The organism is Candidatus Sulfotelmatobacter sp. (assembly GCA_036500765.1).
GTDB lineage: Bacteria > Acidobacteriota > Terriglobia > Terriglobales > Acidobacteriaceae > Sulfotelmatobacter.
In genome coordinates this window covers 61909-79980 of record DASYBM010000017.1, presented here as the reverse complement: position 1 = coordinate 79980, position 18072 = coordinate 61909, and the positions used below count along the sequence as shown (strand labels likewise).

The window sequence follows — 18072 nt, the reverse complement described above, 5'->3', positions numbered from 1 at the left end:
GTTACCCGCTACCTCTAGTCTCTAAGAATATGGATCTCCGCTGCCTCTTGTTCTCTTCCGACGAGGAAACGGCTGCGCCTATTCTAGAGGTGCTGACCGCTCTCGGCGTCGAGGCAGAGCACTGCTCCGAGCCGGTCGCCACCATCGACAAAGTTACCCAGCAGGATTTTCAAATCGTCATCATTGATTGGAACCAGCAGCCCGAAGGTGCGCTGCTGCTTACGGCAGCCCGCGAGCGCAAAGCTGCTGAACGCCCGCTTACTCTGGCCATTGTCAGCGACGACATCAGCGTGTCGCAGGCCTTGCAGGCCGGTGCCAATTCGATCTTGCGCAAGCCCATCCTGGCGAACCAGGTCAGAGACACCTTGACCACGGCGCGCGATCTGCTGCGTTCCAAGAAGGAGTCCGCGGCCAATCCTACGCCGGAGCCGGTCGCCGCCGCCGCTGCAGCTTCAGTACTTCCGTCCAGCATGGAACCGGGACACGAAAGCCGACTCCGGGCAGGCGAATTTTTGCAATCCGGCCCGCAGTCTCCAGGGGGGCACTTCGAAACTGAATCCGATGTACATCGCTCGCTGGAGGCATTTTCGGTTCACCCCGTCGACCCGCTCAGTGAACTGGAGCCCACCGCTGCCGCCATGGCGCACACCACGCCCGCTTCTGACTTGCCGCCTCCGCCGCCAGAGCCGACCGAACGCAAAGGTTTGGAATGGTATTTGAAAACCCGGGCCGGGTCAGCGTCTCCGAATCCGGTGCAATCGCCGGCAGCCCCTGCCCCCGTGCCCGACAAGCCGGACTTGCTTGACTACGATCAGACCCCAGCCCAGACTCCCGCGCGAACTCCCATCACGGCACAAGACTGGGCGCAGAGGTTCACCTCCCCGAATCAGCAGAACACGAACATTGAAGAGGCGGAACCAAAGCCCGAGCGGAATCCCGAGCCCCGGCCGGAGAAGAAACACGAGCAGAAGAAAGAAGCCGAGCGCTTCTCTTCCATGGCAGGAGAAAGCGACGACCCAGAAGGCGCTTCGCGGCCCAAGTTCCGTTTCAAACGCCCAATCATTGCCGCGCTGGTTCTGGCCAGTGGCGCGATTGTGGCCGCGCCGCGCGCGCCCTGGCATCCAACCCTCCTCGCCGCCTGGGGGCATGGCCGGCGATCGCTGCGTGGATGGCTTAATCCGCAGCCCGCCACTCCCGTACAGGCGCCGGTTGTACATGAAGACTTCGCCCGCGCGGGCGACGAATACAAACTGCCCGTTGCCGAGCACATTCCAGACGCTACGACGGACCCGTCGCAGATTCAAGTGTTGCCGGTGATTGATCCCACCATCAAAAAGTCAAATCCGTTAGGAGGCAATGCCGAGCCGGGCCAAGGGGACACAACTGGCGCTACTCCAACGGATCAGCCTCCGCCGTCCGTCGCGCCGCCGGATGCGCAACCCTCCATTTCCATGCCCGAGACGCCGGCCCCACAAAGCGGATCGACCGTACCTGGTGGGCCTTCTACACCCCGCGCTTTACCCGTTGCTCTCACCGCCGCGGGCAGCCCGTCGGTTCTCCCAACCGACCTGCCGCATTCTGACGCGCCCGCAGTAGTTCCTGCTCCGGCTGAATCCGTGCCCGTGCGTGCCGCAGCGCCTAAAACTCAAGATCTGCACTACGTGTCGACCCCGGGCAACGTTCCGACCAGCCTGAAATCGCAAATGGCTTCCATGACTCCGGACGCCAGCGGCAACAAGGCGCCCGAAACCGCCATGCCGTCAATTGAGCCCGTCTCGATTTCCGAAACCGCCGAGCGTGCCTTGCTTACCGATCAGCCTGCCATCGAATATCCCGTCAGCGCCCGTGGACAGCAGGGCACAGTCATTTTGCAAGTGTTGATTGGCCGGGATGGCACCATGCTGGACGCCAAGTTCATGCAGGGATCTTTGGTCTTTGCCCGCGCCGCCATCGATGGCGTCAAGCTCTGGAAATTCAAGCCCTACACCATGAACGGCCGCCCCGTTTCAGTTCAGACCCTGGTCACGATAAGTTTCAAGCCAACGCCCTAACTTGCTTGTTTTGTTGGGCCGCACAACACGAGATAACAGATCGCGACTTCGAACGTCTTTCTCGTCAGGGACCCCTCCATCGCCGACATTACCGAAGAGGATCAAATCAAGCAGCCGGGAAGTCGAAAGCGGCATCTACAGAGATATAATCGGGAGGGTTCCATAGGAAGCAACTCCTTCCAGAAGAAGATCAAAACAGATGTCCATGAAAATCAAAGCAGCAATTCTCGTCACCTCCTTTGCCGTGCTACTCTTCGTCGTCGTAGGTTCTATGGGAGGCGTGCACGCCTCCTCGAACGACGGCTCTTACCGCCAACTCCAGGTCTACAGTGAAGTGCTCTCGCGCGTCCGCAGTGAATACGTCGAAGAGCCCAACATCCCCAAGGTGACTGACGGGGCTCTGCACGGGCTTTTGGAGTCACTCGATTCGAATTCCAGCTACATGTCGGCTGACGCCTATAAGGCGTACAAGAGTCGCAAGTCGGAAGCGAAGGGCGGCATCGGTGCAGTAGTGTCGAAGCGCTTCGGTTATGCGGCGGTTGTCGCCGTGCTCCCAGGGTCGCCCGCCGAAAAGGCCGGCATCGAGCAAACCGATATATTCGAATCGATCGAAGGACAAAGCACGCGGGAAATGTCGCTTCCGGAGATTCGTAGCCTACTCGCCGGAGCGCCCGGCTCCACGCTGAATGTTGCCGTGGTCCGCGCCCGCAAGGCAGAGCCACAGAAAGTAGTAATTACGCGCGATGTGGTCAGCATTCCTCCGGTGACCGACAAGCTCATGGACGACGGCATCGGCTATGTGAAAGTTGAGGCCCTCACCAAGGGCAAGACCCAGGAGATTGCCGCCAAGATCAAGGGCCTCGAAAAGTCCGGAGCGAAAAAGATTCTGCTTGATCTGCGTAATTGTGCCGAAGGCGATGAGAATGAAGGCGTCACGGCCGCTAACCTCTTCCTGAATCACGGCACCATCACTTATTTGCAGGGCCAGAAATTTCCCCGCGAAGCCTTTAATGCCGATCCGGCAAAGGCCATCACGAATCTTCCGGTCGCTGTTCTGGTCAATCGGGGAACCTCCGGCGCCGGCGAAATCGTTGCCGCCGCGATTCTGGAGAACGCACGCGGCGACATTGTCGGAGACAAAACTTTCGGCGACGGCTCGGTGCAGAAAACCATCGACCTGCCCGATGGCGGCGCTTTGATCCTCTCGGTTGCGAAATATTATTCGCCCGGCGGCAAAGCCATCCAGGACGTCGCCATTACCCCCAATGTGCTCGTGGCCGATGCAACCGACGACTCCATCGGTCCCGACGACGAGGAGTCGGCCCCGGCCACTCCGGATCAGGACGCCAAACCCAAGAACCCGATCGACGACCAGTTGAACAAGGCCGTGGAAGTGCTAAAGAGTCACGCCAGCTAAGAACGACTGATTAAGTTAAGAATGACTGATTAAGTAATGACTGATTAAGAATGACTGATGTGGGGACAGCCGCATCGGCTGTCCCGCCGCGGCATCGCGAACAAATGTTGCCGACAAATTTCGCGGACACAATAAAGCGGCTGGATATTCCCCAGCCGCTTCTCTTTCACAACGACCTATCGCATCTGTGTTATTGCACTACCAGCGTAACGTTCACGGCGTGAGTTGGCGTGCTTGTCCCCGTACCGGTTGATGTTACCGTGACGGTGTAACTGCCTGCCGGCGTGCCGGTTGTGCCCGTTGACGTTATCGGTGACGAACCGTTGTCGCATCCGACCAGCGTGATCATCATCACCAGGAGCATGATTCCCAGCAGGATGGCCATCTGACGTTTGCGGCGATTCTTGCCGCCACCTGCCAACAACAGACCAAACACTCCCAGGCCAAGGCTGCTGGCCAGGAAAGTCGGTGCGCCGGCGTTCGGGTTTGGACGGACCGGCTCGACCAGCGCCGTAGTCGCCGCCGTGGTGCTGATCGTGAGAGTCGTACTGAGAGGCAGGTTCCCCTGAGCAACGAGCGAAGTCGGACTGAACGCACACGCCGCCTTGTCCGGCAAGCCAGTGCATGCGAACGTGATCGTTCCGTTATACAAATTGGTGCCCACCAGAGTTAGGTTGTAAGTAGCGGAAGACCCGGCCGTGACCGTCTGACTTGGCGTTTGCGTTGCCACAGTAAAGTTCTGCTGGGTTCCGCTCCCGTTGCCATTTAGCAGTACGCTCACGCCGCCAACGTAGTCATTGCCCGCAACTACATCCACAGCGCCATCGTTGTTCACATCGGCCACGGTCATTCCCCACACGTAGCCGGCCGTGGGAAACTCAACCGGACTGTTGAAGGTTCCATCCCCTACGCCGGTCATCACCCCTATCGTGCCCAAGTCGGCGTTGATGTAGATCAGGTCAAGGTTGCCGTCGCCGTTAAAGTCGGCCATCTGCACGTTCGCCGGTTCGGTATAGATCAACCCGCCACCTTGTGTAGAACTGGGGTAAGCCGTGGGTGCCTGAAAGGTCCCATCTCCATTACCGAGGGCAACCACAACCGCACTGAGGTAGATCGGCCCTTCCTGCATGGTGACGGCCATGTCGACCTTGCCGTCGCCGTTCAAATCGCCCAGGGCAACGTATTCGGGATAACCGGTGCCAGTAGCGACATCCACTTCCGCCTGGAATGTGCCGCTGTTGTCGCTGTTGCCGAGCAAAATATCCACATTGTTGCTCGAATCGTTATAAGCCGTTATCGCCAGGTCGAGGTAGCCATCTCCGTTCAAGTCCGCGGCGGCGATGCCGTAGGGCTCGCCCGTCAGAGGATAGTTGGCGAGTTGCCCAAACGTTCCATCCCCCGCACCCAGCAACACTCCAATCGTGTTGCTTCCGCTGTTCGCAATCGCAAGGTCAACCTTGCCATCGTGGTTGAAGTCGCCCGTAATCAGGTTCGTGGGATACGGGTTACCCAGCGTATCGGTGGCATACGACTGACCAACGCTGAAGGTGCCGTCACCATTCCCCAGAAAAATCTGGACCACGCCATTCGTGTAATCGGTGGCCGCGATGTCCAGTTTCCCGTCGCCGTTGAGATCGGCAACCGTGACGTAGGTTAGCGTGCTGCTGGTTCCGTAAGCGACTCCCGGCTGCATCGTCCCATCTGGGTTGGAAAGATAGACGACAACTCCCGGGGCATTGCTGTTTCCATCCTGGGCAGCCACCACGTCCGCGGTACCGTCTCCATTGAAGTCCCCGGAAGCGACGCTGTAAGAATATGCGTACTCGCCGAAACTCTGCGGCAGATAGTAACTTACTCCCGCGCGGAAGGTGCCGTCGCCGTAGCCCGACAGAAGTACAAGGCTGAACCAATCGTCGGGCTCAATAATGTCGGCCAGACCGTCCCCATTGAAGTCGGCCACCAGCGGCGCCGTCCAGGGATATCCGCCGGTATTGAAACCGACAGTCGGGGTCGTGAGTGTTCCGTCGCCGTTCCCCAGAAAGACGCTGATGCTGCCGCTATAGGAATTGCCCAGCACCACGTCGTTCTTTCCGTCGCCATTTACATCAGCTATCGTCGCCGTGCCCGGATACATATATTCGTCGCCGGCATTGCCATAGTAAGCGCCCGTCTGGAACGAACCGTCGCCGTTGTTGACGTAAACCGTCAGTGTATTGTCGCCGCAGTTCACGCTAACGATTTCCGGGTTCCCATCGCCGTTCAAATCGCCGGTGCTTTCTCCGCAGCTGTCGTAAACCGTGTCAGACGTCACCAGAGCCACCGGCGACAGAAAAGTGTTCCCCGATGCCAGGTAGACCATCACCTGGTTGCTCACCGAGCCCTCGAAATCAAGTTTGCCGTCGCCGTTGAAGTCGGCGAAATTAATGTTGTTGGGCGCGGCGCCGCTCAGCGTGGCGTAGGTCGTGGGCGTCTGAAACGTGCCATCTCCGTTGCCCAACACGGAAATCACCGATGCCGGGTTTTCGGAGTCGATGGCCAGAATGTCCAGCTTGCCATCCCCGTTGACGTCGGTCAGTAGCCCGCCGTTCAGGTTGTAGTCTGAAATGAAATAGTTGCTTCCCAGCGTGAAGGTGCCGTCGCCGTTACTCAGCAGCACGTCGAACGTCGAACCGCAGCCGAAAGTGGGTGGAGTACTCTTGCGGGCAGCGGCGCTGGCGCAGTCGCCGCCGGGGTGAACCATGATGATGTCGTCTTTCCCGTCGCCGTTCACGTCGCCCACCACGATCGGGTCGTCGACATTGTTGGGAGCCGCGGTCAGCTGTGGTGCATGGAACGTACCGTCGCCATTGCTCAGCACGACCGAGAGCGAGTACACCGTTCCCTCGCCTTGCGCGTACGTCATTTTAACGACATCCTTCTTCCCGTCGCCGTTGAAGTCCCCCAGCAGCGCCTGATTGGAATCGTCGTCCTCGCCGCCCAGTGGAATCTGTATTCCGCTCACCAGTCCGGCCGTGCCCGCCGTATTGCTGCTGAATTTCCGGGCCTTCGCCGGATGCGCCTGTGCGCCGGCCCTTCCCGTTGTAGCCGGCCGCGGCAATGGTGCTGCCGGATGGCCGATCGGGCCCAAAGAGTGAGCCATAGGTTTCGGGGCGGGACTCTTGCGTCTGGCTCCATCGGACCAGTGCGGATGTTTGAGCCTGATCTGACGGGAAACGCTGGGTTGTGAGTGAGAGCCAAAGCTGGGCAGCGACGCCAGCAGCAGAACAACTGACATAGCAAGGTGCCTGTTCATAGAAACGCCGATCCTTTCGTGATCGCGATGCGAAATTTGAGCTTCTCGGGCCGAGGCTCTCCCCTCCCCTTTTTCCGGGGTTTTCATGGGAACGAAGCCGCTAGACCGCTTCAACTCCCGTCCACAACAGTGCTGAGTTAACTTGGGAGTGCGCACTCCGACCTTGACTCATGCCGCTCATACTTTCAACTTACGAAGGGCGGATGCAGCACTTACTCTGTCGCGGCGATAACCATGGAACGAACGAAAATGGAGGCGCATTTGCGCAGTTTCTTGTCCGACGAAGATCGAACCGGGCGGCGACTGTCGCTTCTTCCTCACTTAGCGCCGAACCCGCTCCGGACGGGCCCAAGCGCGAAGTGCTATCCTGACTTCGACTCCCGATGAAGTCTCTCTACGAACAACTTCCACCCGTGGAAATCGCGGGTCGCACCCTCGTCGGCCGGGTGCTGTTCGGATTGCTCGTACTCGTCGCCGCACTTGTGGGCGCGACCTCTGGACTACTCCTCGTCTACACCACCGACCTGCCTCAGGTGGACGCCCTCGAAGCCTACCGTCCCAGCTCCATCACCGAACTCTACGACGATCACGGCCGCGTAATCGGCTCGTTCGCGCTGCAACGCCGCGTCGTCGCCAGTTACGACGATTTCCCTCCCGTCTTGCGCGACGCCCTGGTCTCCATCGAAGACAAGGATTTCTACCGCCACTCCGGTATCAATGTCATGCGCATCGTGGGCGCCGCTTATCGCGACATCGAGTCGGGCGGGAAAGTGCAAGGCGCTTCAACCCTCACCATGCAACTGGCCCGCAATCTTTTTCTGTCATTCGACCGCAGCTGGCAGCGCAAGGTGCAGGAGGCAATGCTGGCTATCCAGATCGAGCGGCGTTTCACCAAGCCGCAGATCCTCACGCTCTACGCGAATCAGATTTTTCTCGGCCACGGCGTGTACGGCTTCGAGGCCGCGTCGGAGTTTTATTTCAGCAAACCAGCCAAGCAATTGACCCTGGAAGAAGCCGCACTGCTCGCTGGTTTACCCAAAGGCCCCGCGGTGTATTCGCCCATCACTCATCCCGACCGCGCCCAGAAGCGCCGCAATCTGGTGATCAACGCCATGCTGGAAGATGGCAAGATCACCGCCGCCCAGGCCGCCGACGCCCGCTCCGCGCCCCTCGTGCTCCATCTCGCCCACGACCCCAATTCCCTCGCCCCATATTTTGTCGAGGAGATTCGCCGCTATCTGGAAAGCAAGTACGGAGCCGACCAGGTGCACGAAGGCGGCCTCAAGGTCTACACCACTATCGATGTGGACTTGCAGAAAGCGGCAAATCAATCCGTGCTCGACGGCCTCGCCGCCTACGAACGCCGTCACGGCTGGAAGGGTCACCTCGAAAACGTGATTGCGGAAGGCGGCGTTCTCGACAAATATTTCCATCCCGATTGGGAGGACGAACCTGAGGTCAACGGCTACGTCCACGCGCTCGTGACTTCGGCCGGCACCGGCATCGCGACCCTGAAATTTGGCCGCTACACCGCGGCCCTCGGCCAATCCGACGTCGCCTGGACTCGGCAGAAGTTGGCGAATATTCTCTCAACCGGCGACATCTGCTATGTTCGCATTCTCGCGCTCGGCGCCAACGGCGCTGCCCGCGTCAGCCTCGAACAGGATTCCGGCGTCCAGGGCTCGCTATTAGCCATCGACAACGCGACCGGCGGCATCAAGGCGATGGTCGGCGGCCGCGATTTCAACGAATCAAAATTCGATCGCGTCACCCAGGCCATGCGCCAGGTCGGCTCATCATTCAAGCCCTACGTGTACACCACGGTCATTGACCAAGGTGCAAGTCCAGACGACACCGTTCTCGATGAGCCCATCACCTTCGACACTCAATCCGGCCCCTACTCGCCGCATAATTACGACGAAAAATTCGAAGGCATCATCACTCTCCGCCGCGCGCTCGCTCAGTCGCGCAATATTCCCGCGCTCAAGCTCGCCAACAAAGTCGGCATCAAGACCGTCATCGACTACGCCGGACGCTTCGGCATCACCGCCAAACTTCCGCCCTACCTGCCCGTAGCGCTGGGCTCGGCCGAAATTGCGCTGATCGAGCAGACCTCAGCCTACAGCGTCTTTCCCAACGACGGCGTGCGCGTCACGCCGCGCTACATCACCCGCGTCACCGACTACGAAGGCCGCGTGCTGGAAGAAGATTTTCCCGACGTGAAAGATGTAATCAGCGAACGCACCGCCCGCATTATGACTTCCATGCTGCGTGAAGTCGTGCTCCACGGCACAGGCGTCGCCGCCGCCAAGCTGCCTTTCCCGGTAGCCGGCAAGACGGGCACAACCAACGACTTCACCGACGCCTGGTTCGTAGGATTCTCCCCAACTATGACCTGCGGCGTCTGGGTCGGCTACGACGAGAAGAAATCCCTGGGCGCGAAAGAAACGGGCGCTCACGCAGCCCTGCCAATCTGGATGAATTTCATGACAGCAGCCATGGCCGGAAAAGATCCTGGCGAGTTTCAACCGCCTCCGGTCGTGCCGCATACAGTCGCGCAGAAGTTAGACACGCCCGACGCAGCGCCGGCGACCGAAGAAGCGCACTAGTAGCGCGCCCAAGTAGCGCCGGCGTCCCGCCGGCTGTCCCGAGGGCGTCCTCGCCCTCGGCGCCGGCAGCGGTTAACAGCGCCGCCATTTTTTGCGTGCAGGTTTGTAATTGCTATTTTAGGAGAACGCATGAGCAAGATCGCTATCGCTTGCTTCCTGATCGTCTTATTCGCATTCGCTAAGTGCGCGTTCGCGCAAACGTCGAAACCCACGGATCTCGAAGAGCCAAAATCCGCCATCGAACTTGTCCTGCGCACCCAGGTGCAAGCCTGGAACCACCACGATCTGGACGCCTTCATGGCCGGCTACTGGAACTCCCCCGACTTGACCTTCTTCTCTGACGCGAAGGAGACCACCGGGTGGCAGGCAACTCTCGATCGTTATCGCGCCACCTACGCCAGCCCCGGTCACGAGATGGGAACGCTTGATTTCTCGAACCTGCGCATCGAAATGCTCGGCCCGGACGCCGCTTTCGTCCGCGGTGCCTGGCATCTGACCAGGTCGGACGGCAAGACTCCCCATGGCCTGTTCACCCTCACCTTCCGCAAATTTCCTAACGGATGGAAGATCATCCACGACCACACCTCCGCCGCCAAGGAATAGCCACCGCGGCGCGATTCGTATCAGGGCACGCATTCATGCGTGCCGTAAGGCGATCACATCCGATCGCCTTCAGGCGCTGCTCACCTGTGGATAGGTGCCTATGACTTCACCCGCACCTGCACTCGCGTCCCCTCCGGCAGCGTTCCATTCGACAACTCCACCTTGCCCCCGCGCACGATCCCGTCGAATTCCTGCTGCGTCGGCGCAGAAGGCCGCGCTGCCGCGGCCACATGAGTCCCACCCCGCCCTATCCCCTTATCCATCGCTTCATTCGCCAACCGGTCGGCTTCCTGATTGTGCTCCCGCAACGCGTGACCAATCGAGAACCAATCCAGTTGCGCAATCAATTCCTTCGCGCGCCCATGCAACTCTTGCAGAGTCGCATTCTTCACCTTGTAGATGCCTTTGATCTGCCGCACCAACAACTCCGAATCGCTGATCAGCTTCAGCGCCTTCGGCCCATGTTCCACCGCATACTCGAGCGCCGCTATCAGCCCCTGATATTCCGCAAAGTTGTTGGTCTGATGCCCAAGATATTCGCTCAACGCGGCGACTCTTCGTCCGGACTCATCCTGCACCACGACTCCATAACCTGCCGGTCCAGGATTGCCGCGCGCCCCGCCATCGCTATGCGCGATCAAATAACGATCTGGAGGATTTTCTCGGGACTCGAAAAGATGTTTCGTTCCACCGCTGCGAGGATGAAAAGTGCGAGGAGAAAAAGAGGTCATGCCCCGAGTTTACAACGCCGCTTGCCGCGAATGCCGAACGCGTTCAGCGTCCAGCCGCCAGCCGCGTGGCCAGTCGCGGGGGCAGCTTCGCCTCGAAAATGCGATCCTGCGCCGCCTTCAGGTTATAGGGAGTCCGATGAAAGTGGACCACCTGCGCCTCCGAGTCGAACAGCGCGAACGCCGCGCGCCAATCCCCGTCGCGCGGCTGTCCCACCGAACCAGGATTGACCATATAGCGCGTCGCCGGTTTCAGTTGCAGCGCTACCTCTTCGGCTTGGCCGACCGTGCGATATTCCGGACGAAAGCCGTCGGCAGAAGAGCCATTGGCAAAGAATCCGCCTTGCAGATGAGTATGGCCAAAAAAAGTCAATGGAATGGTCAGCGTAATCAATGGCGCCAGCGCATCGCCCAGCGAAACCACATATTCGTCCTCATCGTTCGGCGAGCCGTGGACCAGTTGCACCTGGGGAAAATCCGGCAGGGAAATTGGTCCCTGTGGCAGGGCGCGCAGCCAATCCAGATTCTCCGGAGTCAACTGATTGCGGGTCCAAATGGCGGCCGTCGCAGCCATCGGATTGAAATCCTCAAGATCCATCACGCCCGTGGCCGCCTTGTCATGGTTCCCGCGCACAAAGATTTTCCCGAGATCGCGGCAACGGTCGGTCACCTCGTTCGGACTGGCTCCGTAGCCCACAATGTCACCCAGGTTCACCGCAGCGTCGAACGGCGGAGCGGCGTCGAGAGTCGCGTCGAGAGCTTCGAGATTGGCGTGAATATCGCTGAGCAGCAGTATGCGCACGAATCACCGGACAAACTGCCGATTATAGACTGCGATGTCATCCTGAGCGTAGCCGTTTTTCAGGCGGAGCGAAGGATCTCAGGCTCGACCGGCCTGCCGCGTAAGCCGAACTGCACCGGAACCGAGTTGGGCAATCGCTACCTCGCCACCGCATTCACCACCGGGCAGCGCGCCCAGTGTCCTGCGGCAACTTCAACCAGCGGCGGAAATTCGCGCGCACATTCAGGTATCCGAAATTCGCAGCGCGGCTCGAAGGCGCAACCCGCAGGCATCGCGTGCAGCGCCGGAACCGTCCCCTCAATCGTCTGTAACGGCCGCCCGCGATCCGTCTTCAGATCCGGCACCGCGTGCAGCAAACCGCGCGTATAAGGATGCGCCGGAGCCTGAAATATGTCTCGCCTCGCGCCCATTTCCACCAGGCTTCCGGCATACATAACAGCCACTCGATCCGCCACCTGCGAAACCACCGCCAGATCGTGGGAAATGAAAAGCATCGCCAGCCCGAACCGCGTACGCAACTCCGCCAGCAGATCGAGAATCTGCGCTTGAATCGTAACGTCGAGCGCCGTCGTCGGCTCGTCGGCAATCAGCAACTGCGGCCGGTTGACGATGGCCATCGCGATCATTATCCGCTGCCGCATCCCGCCCGAAAGCTGATGCGGATAATCGCGCGCTCGCCGCGCCGCGTCCGGAATTGCGACATTGTTCATGGCGTCGACTGCGCGCTGCCACGCTTCGTTTTTCGAAATGCGATTGTGCGCGACCACTGCCTCGGCTATCTGATCTCCGACGCGCATGACCGGATTGAGCGCCGTCATCGGTTCCTGAAAAATCATGGCCATGCGCGATCCTCGCATTTGCCGCATCTCGTCGTCCGACAGCGGGGCCAGATTACGCGGAGCTCCCCCATTATCGACGACTAGAATCTCTCCGGACACTCGCGCCTGCGCCGGCAACAGCCGCATAATGGCCAAAGAGGTAATCGATTTTCCAGAGCCAGACTCGCCCACCAGTCCAAGAACTTCGCCGGGCGCGATCGAAAACGAAAGATCGCGAACCGCAGAAAGACTTCGGGTAGGAATTGAAAGAGTTTGTGTGGGGACAGCCGCCCCCGGCTGTCCGGCCGCCCGCAGGGCGGCGGGGGCTTGCTGGGAGGGAAATTCTACGTTTAATTTGCGGACTTCGAGCAACGCCGCCACAACTTCATGGTAGCAGCGCGACCAGAACCCCGTCGCCCTTCGTGCGACGGACAGCCAAAGGCGGCTGTCCCCACATGAGCTAATACCCGCAACACCGCTCTTACTGCCCCAGAATCAGCGGCAGCCCATTCTTGCTATTCCCGATCACCACCACTTTCGTGTTCGGACTCTTCGACAGATTTTCCGTAGCCTCGATCCCCTTCCACTCCAGCAGCGATGGCGTAATCCCCTGCGCGACGATCTGCTGAAAGTCCCGCACGCCCGCAGCTTCAATGCGCTTGCGTTGCGCCTCCTGCGTTTCCTTTTGCAGCCGGAAATTCATCGCCAGAGCTTCCTGCTCGGCCTGCTGCTTGGCTTCGATCGACGCCTTCAACGTGGCAGGCAACTGAATGTCGCGCAGCAAAACATTCTCCACCGTGATGCCGCGCTGCCCCAGTTCCTCCGTAACTTTATCCTGAATTTGTTTTCCCACCAGTTCGCGCTCACCGGTATAGAGGGCATTGGCGCTGTGCGAAGCCGTGGCCTCGCGGATGGCCGAGCGCAAAGTCGGTTCGACCACGACGTTTTCATAATCACCGCCAATATGTTGAAAGACGTCCCCCGCGCGATCTGGATTCAGGTGATAAATAAGCGAAGTATCCAGACTCATCATCAGCCCTTCGCTCGATGGAACGTTCGCCGATTCCTTAATAGTCTGGGTCTGAATCGACATTTCATTATTGGTCTTGAGCGGATTGATCAGGTGGATGCCCTCGCCCAGCGTCTCGCCCGTGACTTTGCCGAACAGCGTGAGCACGCCGACTCGGCCGGTTCCCACTCGAGTCACCGCGCTGAACAGCAGAATCACCACAAGGAATGCCGCAATCCCCAACCCCACCAGCCGAAGCACGTTCCCGCTGCCTCCACCTCCATCAATCACTCGACCACGTGCCGGATCAAATATTGTCATCAGAGTTCTCCCCCGAGAGATTCTAGGTAGGCGCAGAGTCCAGGATAAGTGACTTGTCAGGCGCGGGCCTTAGGCCTGTTGGGCGCCAGGCTTAACATTTACTTCTCGGATGTTAGAACGGCCCTGACGGCTGATGCCCGACGCCTGACGCCCGCTGTTCCCCGTGAATCTTGCAGCGCCCCCGCCGCATCTCTTACAGTAAGTTATGAGCAAAATTCACATCCCTACTCCCTTGCGGCAATATGTAGGCAAGCAGTCCGCCGTGGAAGTCTCAGGGACTACAGTCGCCGAAGCGATGAACGCCCTTGTCGCGCAGCATCCCGATCTGCGCAAGCACCTCTACACTGAAGACGGCAAACTTCGCGCCTTCGTCAATCTCTACGTCAACGACGAAGACATCCGCTACCTGCAGAAAGAGGCGACTGCCCTGAGCGACGGCGATAACATTTCTATCGTCCCTTCCATCGCGGGGGGCTGTCTCGCCACTTCCCAGAGTACTTGTCATCCCGACTCAGCTTGTCATCCTGAGTGAAACGAGGGATCTCGGTTTCTGTCAGACCCCTCCGCTGAACTCAGCCGTCGCAAACGAAAATCGAACCGAGGACCTTATGGCCACTACCACCACCGAAATTCCCGTAACCCTAAACAAAGACGAAATCCTGCGCTACTCGCGCCATCTGATCATGCCCGAGGTCGGCATGGACGGTCAGCAGAAGCTGAAAGCCGCGCGCGTGCTGTGCATCGGCACCGGCGGCCTGGGATCGCCCCTGGCTCTATACCTCGCTGCCGCGGGCGTCGGCACACTCGGCCTGGTGGACTTCGATGTGGTGGACTATACCAATCTTCAACGCCAGATCATTCATTCCACCGCCGACGTAGGCCGCAAAAAACTCGATTCCGCCGCCGATAAACTCAAGGGCATCAACCCGTTTCTGAATCTCCGCACGTTCGATACGCGATTGAGCAGCGCCAACGCCCTGGAATTATTCCGTGAATTCGACATCATCGCCGACGGCACCGACAACTTCCCCACGCGTTATCTCGTGAACGACGCCTGCGTCCTCAGCGGCAAGCCGAACGTCTACGGCTCCATCTTCCGCTTCGAGGGCCAGGCCAGCGTCTTCGCCACCGAAGATGGTCCGTGCTACCGCTGCCTCTATCCCGAGCCGCCACCGCCCGGCCTCGTTCCTTCCTGCGCCGAAGGCGGAGTACTCGGCATTCTTCCCGGCCTGGTCGGTGTGATGCAGGCCACCGAGGTCATCAAGCTGATTCTCGGCATCGGCGATCCCCTGATCGGCCGCTTGCTGCTCGTCGATGCTCTGGGCATGAAGTTCCGCGAGCTCAAGCTGCGCAAAAATCCCGACTGCCCAGTCTGCGGCACTCATCCTACGGTCACGAAGTTGATCGACTACAATGAATTTTGCGGCATTCGCGGCGAGGAGAAGCCTGTGGCTAGCGGAGTTCCCGAAATCCAAGTAGAAGACCTGAAGCGCCGTCTCGATGCCAAAGACGACGTCTTCGTTCTCGACGTGCGCGAGCCGCACGAATACCAGATCTGCAACCTCGGCGGATATCTTATCCCGCTGAACGACCTGCCGAATCGAGTGAGCGAACTCGACTCCAGCCGCGAAATCGTCGTCCACTGCAAGATGGGAGGACGCAGCGCCAAAGCCGTCGCCTTCCTCCAACAATCCGGCTTCACCAAAGTCCACAACCTCGCCGGAGGCATCACCGCCTGGTCCGACAGAGTCGACCCCAAAGTGCCCAAGTACTAAGTGATTACGCACTTTATTGGGATCTAGTGTCGCAACGGGAGTGCGCGTAAAGGGCCGACTATCCTTAAAACCCTAACCCCGACCTTGCATTTTCGCCCGAAATGCGGATAATACGCTTTCCTTCCCCCCGGGAGGTTTCATGCCGTTACTTCGTCCCACTCACTGCTCCGTCGCGCGGGTATGCCTGGCCGCCGCGCCTGCTCTTTTGGCAGCACCGCTGTTCTTTCTTCTTCTCGTTATCGGCCCTGTTGCCGTTGCGCAGAACGCTGCTCCAGGTCCAAATTCTGATCAAAATTATCAGGCGCTGCGCAATCTAACGCTGGGCAGCGAAGCCGTCCATGTCGATAATTTTGAATTGAAGCGGGATGCGGGCACATTTCACCTTCGTTCCGGCACGGTCTGCTTTGTCGCGCCTGTGGCCGGCAAGGTAACGGGCGCAGTCTTTACCGGCGACGGCAATTTCGTGCTGGAGCCGCCGACCGCCAGCGAGAGGAATTCTCTGAAGCTATTGACCAAGGAAAACGACTTCAACGAAAACTTTAGCCAGATGGTGCTGCGATTTACAGACTCGTCCTATGACGATATTAAGAGAGGTGGCAACGCCGCTCCTTCCAGTTGCGATGCCGGCCTGCTCAAAGAAAGCCAACATACCACCCGCCACAATCGCGAACTGAAATACAACCTTGAGACTCGCATCCTCGAAGACCTACTGAACCCGGAGCCGGGTGGGTTGTTCGTCGCTTTCATCCATGGTAAACGTTACGATTCCCGAGAGCTATTCGAGATAGACCCACATGCGGCACGGGATCAGGTCGACTTCATGACCTATGACGAGAACAAATATGGAGATTGGGCTTCGTTCCCCATTTCAGAAGAGCACAAGAAGGAATCCTTAGGGCAACCGATCAGTATCGACCACCAGCAACTCGATACGACGCTGGAGAAGAGCGCAAATTTAATCGGCAAAGCCACAACCACATTTACGGCACGACTGAATGACGTGCGGGTAGTGCCCCTGAATCTGTTCCGCACACTTAGAGTCCGGCAGGTAACCACAACCGATGGCCAGCCGCTGTCGTTCATTCAGGAAGATAAGAACGATGACGCGGAGTTCGCGGTGATCCTGCCGAAGGCTCTGGGGCGTGGTGAGCAGTTCACAATCGTAACCCAGTACGAAGGTAAAGAGGCTGTCATCAACGAAGGTGGCGGCAATTATTATCCCGTGGCCCGCGAGAACTGGTACCCGAGCAATCCCGGAAGCAGGTTTGGAAGTTATGTAACATATGACATGACGTTCCGCATCCCTAAGGGGATGCAAATCGCGGCAACGGGTGTGCGAGTGAGCGACAATAATGACGGCAGCCAAAACGTGACCGTATGGAAGAGCGAAGCACCCCAAACCGAGGCCGGCTTTAGCTTCGGCAAATTAAAGATGGAAGAAGCGAAACTCGAGAAACCGGAATATCAGGTGCAGTCGTATGCCAACGTGGATTCGCCGGGCTGGGTACAGGAACTGCAACATACGGCCCAGGGCGACTCTCCCAGTTCTGGAGGAGGCATGTTCGGCGCACTGCACGATACTCCACAAGGTGCACTGGGGACGTTGAGTACTACTGCGCTCAACAAGAAAGCCCTCGCAGAAGGGCAATTAGCAGTTCAGCTTTATACCGATTACTTCGGACCGTCCTCATTTAAGCATCTTCAGCTTACCCAGCAGACCGCGTGCAACTTCGGACAGTCGTGGCCGGAACTGGTGTGGATTCCGATCTGCTATTACTTCGACAGCACGGTTCGTCATCAACTGGGCATGGATTGGGGCGACCGCGGGTATTGGAAGGTAGTGACGCCGCATGAAGTTGCGCACCAGTGGTGGGGACACACAGTCGGATTCGGTTCATACCGAGATCAGTGGATGAGCGAAGGCTTTGCGGACATGTCGGCCTCTCTCTATCTCTCAATGATCGAAAAAAATCCGAAGAAGTTCATTACTTTCTGGAATGACGAGCGGGAACTGTTGCTGGAGCGTGATGCGCAGGGTTTCCGGGCTATCGATGCCGGAGCGTTGACGATGGGTTACCGCACGAGCAACTCTCGAACCGGTTTCGAGACTACCCGTCGACTCATCTATCCTAAGGGCGCATATGTTCTCCACATGATTCGGATGATGATGCATGATCGCCAAAGCGGAGATCAACGCTTCAAGGAGATGATGCAGGACTTCGTAAATACTTATCGAGGCAAAGCCGCCACCACTGAAGATTTCAAAGCGATGGTTGAGAAACATATGTCCCCGGAGATGGACGCCGAGGGGAATCACAAAATGGATTGGTTTTTTAACGAATACATTTACGGAACCCAACTACCGACTTACAAAGTGGATACTACATTCGACAAAGGGGCGGATGGAGACCTCGTACTTAGCTTGAAGTTGAGTCAGTCGAATGTCGATGATAAGTTCCGCATGTTGGTTCCTCTCTACCTGGAGATGGACGACGGAAACGTCATTTTCCTCGGACGAGCAAGGCTTGTGGGCAACTCCTCGGTGGATCAGAAAGTTCCGCTGAAAGGATTGAAGGGCAAGCCGCGAACAGTCGTGGCGAACTACTACGACGACGTCCTGGCCTCGCCCAACTAACTCTAGTGAACC

At 58.6% G+C, this 18072-nt stretch carries 12 protein-coding genes; 7 read left to right on the top strand and 5 right to left on the bottom strand.

Features of this window, described 5'->3' with window-relative positions; genetic code table 11:
• The first annotated feature begins 29 nt into the window (after positions 1 to 29).
• Both VGM18_20655 and VGM18_20650 read left to right on the top strand, forming a co-directional pair.
• Entirely contained in the window at positions 30 to 2051 is a 2022-nt protein-coding gene (locus VGM18_20655) for a TonB family protein (GenBank protein ID HEY3975423.1), read from the top strand.
• 205 nt (positions 2052 to 2256) lie between these two features.
• A complete protein-coding gene (locus tag VGM18_20650) occupies positions 2257 to 3468 on the top strand; it encodes a S41 family peptidase (protein ID HEY3975422.1) in 1212 nt (403 codons plus the stop codon).
• A 190-nt stretch (positions 3469 to 3658) separates the two neighbouring features.
• Here the strand turns inward: VGM18_20650 and VGM18_20645 are convergent, their stop codons facing one another.
• A complete protein-coding gene (locus VGM18_20645) occupies positions 3659 to 6607 on the bottom strand; it encodes a VCBS repeat-containing protein (protein HEY3975421.1) in 2949 nt (982 codons plus the stop codon).
• A 536-nt stretch (positions 6608 to 7143) separates the two neighbouring features.
• Here VGM18_20645 and VGM18_20640 point away from each other — a divergent pair.
• Both VGM18_20640 and VGM18_20635 read left to right on the top strand, forming a co-directional pair.
• Positions 7144 to 9369, top strand: a complete 2226-nt coding sequence (locus VGM18_20640) for a PBP1A family penicillin-binding protein (GenBank protein ID HEY3975420.1) — start codon at positions 7144 to 7146, stop codon at positions 9367 to 9369.
• 129 nt (positions 9370 to 9498) lie between these two features.
• A complete protein-coding gene (locus VGM18_20635) occupies positions 9499 to 9972 on the top strand; it encodes a nuclear transport factor 2 family protein (protein HEY3975419.1) in 474 nt (157 codons plus the stop codon).
• Between the two features lie 98 nt (positions 9973 to 10070).
• On the opposite strand, the gene VGM18_20630 is transcribed toward VGM18_20635, so the two are convergent.
• The 4 genes from VGM18_20630 to VGM18_20615 all read right to left on the bottom strand — a co-directional run bounded on the left by VGM18_20630 (position 10071) and on the right by VGM18_20615 (position 13650).
• The gene (locus tag VGM18_20630; GenBank protein HEY3975418.1) at positions 10071 to 10703 is read right to left on the bottom strand and encodes a ribonuclease HI family protein; all 633 of its coding nucleotides are present in this window, start codon (positions 10701 to 10703) and stop codon (positions 10071 to 10073) included.
• A gap of 43 nt (positions 10704 to 10746) precedes the next feature.
• Positions 10747 to 11502, bottom strand: a complete 756-nt coding sequence (locus tag VGM18_20625) for a metallophosphoesterase family protein (protein HEY3975417.1) — start codon at positions 11500 to 11502, stop codon at positions 10747 to 10749.
• A 137-nt stretch (positions 11503 to 11639) separates the two neighbouring features.
• Positions 11640 to 12701: an ABC transporter ATP-binding protein gene (locus tag VGM18_20620; GenBank protein HEY3975416.1), complete on the bottom strand. Its 1062-nt coding sequence runs from the start codon at positions 12699 to 12701 to the stop codon at positions 11640 to 11642.
• A gap of 100 nt (positions 12702 to 12801) precedes the next feature.
• Positions 12802 to 13650, bottom strand: coding sequence for a prohibitin family protein (locus VGM18_20615; GenBank protein HEY3975415.1), 849 nt, complete (start codon positions 13648 to 13650; stop codon positions 12802 to 12804).
• 205 nt (positions 13651 to 13855) lie between these two features.
• On the opposite strand from VGM18_20615, the gene VGM18_20610 reads away from it, so the two are divergent.
• From VGM18_20610 to VGM18_20600, 3 genes are all read left to right on the top strand, one after another.
• Complete coding sequence (locus VGM18_20610; protein ID HEY3975414.1) at positions 13856 to 14182, top strand: ubiquitin-like small modifier protein 1; 327 nt, start codon at positions 13856 to 13858, stop codon at positions 14180 to 14182.
• 76 nt (positions 14183 to 14258) lie between these two features.
• A complete protein-coding gene (gene moeB, locus VGM18_20605; protein HEY3975413.1) occupies positions 14259 to 15425 on the top strand; it encodes a molybdopterin-synthase adenylyltransferase MoeB in 1167 nt (388 codons plus the stop codon).
• 139 nt (positions 15426 to 15564) lie between these two features.
• Positions 15565 to 18060, top strand: a complete 2496-nt coding sequence (locus VGM18_20600; GenBank protein HEY3975412.1) for a M1 family aminopeptidase — start codon at positions 15565 to 15567, stop codon at positions 18058 to 18060.
• The last annotated feature ends 12 nt before the right edge of the window (positions 18061 to 18072 follow it).

Bases quoted from the DNA above. Each gene is read 5' to 3' on its own strand.
- VGM18_20630 (HEY3975418.1), bottom strand. From the start codon at position 10,703: ATGACCTCTTTTTCTCCTCGCACTTTTCATCCTCGCAGCGGTGGAACG.
- moeB (HEY3975413.1), top strand. From the start codon at position 14,259: ATGGCCACTACCACCACCGAAATTCCCGTAACCCTAAACAAAGACGAA.
- VGM18_20650 (HEY3975422.1), top strand. From the start codon at position 2,257: ATGAAAATCAAAGCAGCAATTCTCGTCACCTCCTTTGCCGTGCTACTC.
- VGM18_20640 (HEY3975420.1), top strand. From the start codon at position 7,144: ATGAAGTCTCTCTACGAACAACTTCCACCCGTGGAAATCGCGGGTCGC.
- VGM18_20610 (HEY3975414.1), top strand. From the start codon at position 13,856: ATGAGCAAAATTCACATCCCTACTCCCTTGCGGCAATATGTAGGCAAG.
- VGM18_20655 (HEY3975423.1), top strand. From the start codon at position 30: ATGGATCTCCGCTGCCTCTTGTTCTCTTCCGACGAGGAAACGGCTGCG.
- VGM18_20645 (HEY3975421.1), bottom strand. From the start codon at position 6,607: ATGGCTCACTCTTTGGGCCCGATCGGCCATCCGGCAGCACCATTGCCG.
- VGM18_20635 (HEY3975419.1), top strand. From the start codon at position 9,499: ATGAGCAAGATCGCTATCGCTTGCTTCCTGATCGTCTTATTCGCATTC.
- VGM18_20600 (HEY3975412.1), top strand. From the start codon at position 15,565: ATGCCGTTACTTCGTCCCACTCACTGCTCCGTCGCGCGGGTATGCCTG.
- VGM18_20615 (HEY3975415.1), bottom strand. From the start codon at position 13,650: ATGACAATATTTGATCCGGCACGTGGTCGAGTGATTGATGGAGGTGGA.